General features: G+C 58.9%; 2 protein-coding genes. One reads left to right on the forward strand and one right to left on the reverse strand.

Annotated elements, in window-relative coordinates:
• Positions 1-134: 134 nt before the first annotated feature.
• Positions 135-4,115 (reverse strand): glycosyl hydrolase, encoded by a 3,981-nt coding sequence (locus H5U08_RS09625; protein ID WP_297032486.1) that lies wholly within the window; start codon positions 4,113-4,115, stop codon positions 135-137.
• A gap of 485 nt (positions 4,116-4,600) precedes the next feature.
• On the opposite strand from H5U08_RS09625, the gene H5U08_RS09630 reads away from it, so the two are divergent.
• On the forward strand, positions 4,601-5,209 hold a 609-nt coding region (locus H5U08_RS09630), incomplete at its 3' end, for an acetyl-CoA carboxylase carboxyltransferase subunit beta (protein ID WP_297032488.1).

Genomic DNA, 5,209 nt, shown 5'->3' on the forward strand with positions numbered 1-5,209 from the left:
CCCCTACCAGACATTGTGCCCGGGGTACCTCGTGGGTTTTTCCCAAAGGCCATTGGTGGGGGCGATTCACGAATTGCCCCGATAACACATTGACTGTCTTCCATCTTGCGGTCGCTCCCGATTGGGCGCGCCTTTCATTCCAAAAGCTGCCACGTCTCAGGCCTCTGGTATTCCAGCGAAATAAGCACCGGGACCCACTGACGGATTTCCACCGGTCCAAGCAGACCCGACGGCTGAAGTGGATCATCCTTTTTCCACAACCGCCAGGTGGTAAACGTTTGCCGACCGGTGGGAGACGGCTCGCCGCGGAGCAACCAATCGGGCCAGCGCTTGAGCGTTCCGTTTGGATTACGTTCGGAATCTTCTGGCAGATGTTCGTCTCCAATCATGCGGTTGATCCACAGGTTGGCCACCTCGATTTCCAGTGTATTTGCCCCCGGCACGAGGTATTTCGCGATGTTGATGCGATACGGAGGATGCCACACAATCCCCACGGGCTTTCCGTTGATGGAGACCTGAGCTGCCACCTGCACATCTCCCAGGTCCAGCTCCACATCCCAGTTTTCCCGCGCGACACTTCGAGGAACAGATTCAACATGGATTTCTGTGGAATACACGGCCCGGCCTGAGTAGTACCGGTACTCGGGATCCGGGAACTCCGTCCATGAAATCAACTTCTCCAGGGTGATCGACTTCGACTGAGGCGACCCCGGCAAGAACCGCAACTCCCATTTTCCAGAAAGCGTGGGGCAGGGAGGCAGTTGCGAGATCGTGAACGAGATTTCCCGGCCGCGGGATGTTTTCACGGTGTATTTTCCCGGCTGCGAGACGCCCAACTCGCATCGTCCCACCGTAATCGGGAACAGTTTCACCGCAGGTTCTCGTACAGCGGCTTTGGGAAACTGGATGGTCTGGGGGTCGATTGCTTCTATGTGCCCGGGCTGACCGTCCACTTCATAATCGACAATCAGACGCTTGACAATCAAATAAGCGGGGTCGTCATCTCGGGCAAGCTCCGCAACCTGAAACCTCAACCGCCCTTCGTTAACCCACCGCTGGATTTTTTCCGTCACATCCCTGGTCCGCTGGGGATCATCCAAGACACCGTAGAGAGCCTTGCGGATGAGAATGGTGCCCTGTTGCTCCTTGGGCCAAAGTACTTCGCGCCCCTCGTGGAGAATGCTCACGATATGCTCGGGGACCGGAGGATTCGGTGTGAAAGCGACGAAGACCGATTCATAGCTCTCGAGGCTCAGCGAAAGCTCCGTGCCTTCTTCGGTCGTCCGGTAAGGCAAGACCAGCTCGACGGTTTTTCCGGTCTCAGGATACCACAGTTCCGGTCGCTTGCCCTTCACCCGGAAAAAGCACGAGGCGTGAACCCGATGATCAGTCTTGTTGGCAACGAAGTAAACGTCGAGATTATCGATTCGCCGGTGAATGTAACGAAGGGCCTGTTCCCCCGAGCTCGTTTCATAGCGGAAGTCGGGGATGAGGCCCAGCTTCGGAGCCAGGGCGAAAACCTCATCCAGATCAGGAATGAGGTTGGGGTCGGTTCCCACGTCGCTGACATCACCCCAGGGGGCTATTCCAAGTGGGCCAACTTCCTGGACCGCCTTCCAATCGCCGGGAGCTGCTGGATCACTGTCCCAGGCGGGAGGGGGTGAGGCCGTCCATTCCCATTGCTTGTCAGTGACAATCGTTGTCTGCTGCCCATTGTCAAACTTGAGATGGAGGGCGGCGATGAGTCCGGCCGGGTTGGGAGCATCCGCCGCATTGAACGCATCCACCGCGAGGAGATTTTTCCCCGGCCGAAGATGGCCCCTCACATTGATGCGATACGGTCGGTGGAAATCATCGCCACGGCCCACCCGCCGGCCATTGATCCTGCACTCGAATTCATTGTCTGCCGTGATGACCAGCCAGGCCGAACTGACTTTGGCATCGGCCGGCAGTTCGAAGACCCGTCTGAAATACCGATGACCGACCGGGACCGCACTGGTCGGCTTGCCTTCCGTGGTCCAGACCCATTGGGCCTGGCCAAAACCAGGATTTTCCGAAGCCGCTCCGGTTGGAGAGAATGGACCGCCGAAGATGACGCGGCCGCTTCCGTAGTTTCTCACTGTGATCTCGGCCGGGGCCTTTGCTGTTCCCCAAACTTCCTCCACCAGTTTGCGAAGCTCCGCGTCAGCATCGGGATATCCACCGAGCCCGGGCGTCTTGGTCGGCGGTCCACCGATGACCGTGGCGCCCTGTTTGATGAATTGAGCAATCTTCCGGACAAGAGGCAGGGTCATCCTCTCCACGCGGGGAAGCACAAGAACGGCATAGTTCATCCCATCCGGAAGCACCAATCGGCCATCCTGGACGTTCATACGGGTGAGGACAACTTCCGGGGGACAAAAGTCGTAATTAAACGGGCCGCGCTCCCGAGGCTGACCAAAACGGGTGAGGGCGTTCTGACCGGCCAGGGTTTGCGGAACCGCCTCCGGGGTGAGCAGGCAAAAGTCCGCAACGAACAGTCCCTGCTGGAGCAGGTACTGGCACCGCGTGAGGTAGTCGTGCCAGGGTCGGACAAAAGACCACCATGTTTGCGTTCGCTCGTAATGGAGCCCCCACGGCCCCATACTCATGCCGGGCATCCGCGGCGGATTGGTCCACGGTTGCATCGCGTAGCGATGAAACACGAAGCGATTGATTCCCTCGCAAAACGCCCAGTCGCCCAGTTCCTTGATATTGCCGGGATGTCCCAGCCAGCGTTCGGCATCGGTAGCCGTGAAAGCCTCGGCGCCCACCACCTTCAGGCCGTACACGTGTGCAGCGGAGGCCATTTCCGTGCAACTGAAGGCCGCTCCATATTTCGACCAGGACCAGAACTCGCCCATCGGTTCGTCCGCCCGACCGGCGTATGCGAGCTCGTCCACAGGACAGCTCGTGTAAGCCTCGATGGTCAGGCTCAGACCCTTTTTTCTGGCCAGGCTGCGGAATCGTCCCGCATAATTGTCGAGAACCAGTTCCCCGATTGTTTGCCGGAAATCCCAGAGAAACCGCTCGGAAATCTCCCGGCTGCCCACCACGTAGCCGGCAATCACTGGCAAATAGGGACGGAGATCATAACCTCGTCGGCGGGCAAACTCCTCGGGCATGCGGGCGGTCCAGTTCTGGGACCCCACCTCCCAGCTATCGATATGGGTTCTGATAAACCTGGCCGCAGAGGGAAGATTTTCCGGCCGGTTCTTCAACAACTGGCCGATCAGTCCTTCGAACGCTGCCTCCGCACCCTCCGGGCTGAGCTTGTCGCATTCCAGCCCGCGTCCTTCTTCGGGAGAGGGGTGGTTGCGGGCACCGGTGGGCGTGTGACCAAAACGGAGGATGGTCCATTTTCCTTCCGGCAGGTCCCATTGGAGACGGCCTTCGGCGTTCATTTTGCCGGTCAGATCGACGATCTTCTCTGGCGAGATGACCTGCTCGGCCGGCGGCTCGGGAACTTCCCCAGGAACCACAAGGGTGCCACCGGGCACCTGGGCCAGCGATTTGTAAGCAATTCCGTCGATCCGGGCAGGATTGGCGGGACGCGGAAACGCCAGTACCGCGACATCCCGGTAATAGTTTTCGACGACTGGCGGCTGAGGGAGAGTGATTTCTCCGGTCCGCGGCCCGTCCACCGTGACCTCAGACCAGACTATCCGCTGCATCGCCTGTTCCGGTTTGATCCATGGTCCTCCGCTACCGGTCCATCCGGCATCGTTATTCATGTTGACCACGATTTGCCTTTTGAGCGCCTGAGCCAGCATGAAGTAGAACAACTCCCGCCACTCCTGGGAACCGAACCGCACCGAACCGGGAGGCGTGCCCTGATCGACCTCCATGATGAGAACGCCGCGGATACCAGCCTCCTGCATGGCCTGAAGGTCCGCTTCAATTCCCTCGCGGCTGAGATTGCCGTTCAGCCAGAACCAGTACACCCAGGGACCATATAAAGGATTTGTCCCGGAAAACATGTTGCGAATTGTGCTGGTGGAATCCTCCTGGGGCCACACAACCTGCCCCCAAACCGACGGTGAGACCAGCAGCACACAAGCAACGACGGCGGTCAGCAGCGACACAAAGCGGCGCATGGCACACCTCCCGGTAACAAGCAGAACTGGGCGTCCCCTGTTGTGACGGCCAGGCCCTTTCACAGCCGCCGTCGATTTTTCTTCAAATCATTTGCAAATGCAAGCAGTCAGACGAAAGCCACGCTGGCGTGCTCCGAAAACACCACAAACTGAAATCACAAAGACTGCGCCATGCTCAGGAACATGTGTCCATTTGACCATCAAATTTTCCGTCTTGCATCAGCCGCTTTGTCCCGCTAGAGTATTTCCCCCATAAACCATAATGGGGGGTTGAGTTTCATCGCCCGAGCGGGGATACTTTGATGGTTGTAGGCAAGATTTAGCTAATTCAGGCAAGCGACTGCGGCCGATTGGAAGGTGAAGTGGGGCGTTGCACGCGGGCAAGCCGTCGGAAAAACCCGTTCCTGGTTGCATCAGACGGGTGGGAAGGTCGCGAAAACGCAACGGCAACAAGTCAAGCAAAGAAATAAGGAATACTGAAGGCCATGTCGGAGAATCCGTCTGCCTCAGCCGTTTCTCAGTCTCAGGGTGCCAATGGCTGGGAAAGCCTGACCAAGCGTCCCAAACGGGGGGTACCCGCCGGTCTCTGGTTGCGGTGTCCCGGCTGCGGAGCCACGGTCTTCCGCAAAGATGTGGAGAAGCTGCTCGGCGTTTGTCCCGAGTGCGATTACCACTGGTATGTATCGGCCCGGGAACGCATCCGCCAGCTTCTCGACGAGGGCACGTTCGAGGAATGGTTTGCCGATCTCGAACCGTGCGACCCTATCGAATTTGTGGATAAAATGCCCTATCGGGAACGTCTTCGCCGCGAGCAGGAACGCACCGGCCTGCGCGACGCGGCCGTCGTGGGCACAGGGATGATTCGGGCACGCCGGGTGGCCATCGGCGTGACGGACTCCGCCTTCATGATGGGAAGCATGGGCTCCGTCGTGGGGGAGAAACTCACGCGGCTTATCGAACGGGCCCAGGAGGAACAGCTCCCTCTTATCATTGTGTCCGGCTCCGGTGGGGGAGCTCGCATGCAGGAGGGTGTTTTCTCCCTCATGCAGATGGCCAAGGTTTCCGCAGCTCTTGCCCGGTTCGACGCCGCCGGC

The organism is Thermogutta sp. (assembly GCF_014359955.1).
In the GTDB taxonomy this organism is placed as follows: domain Bacteria; phylum Planctomycetota; class Planctomycetia; order Pirellulales; family Thermoguttaceae; genus Thermogutta.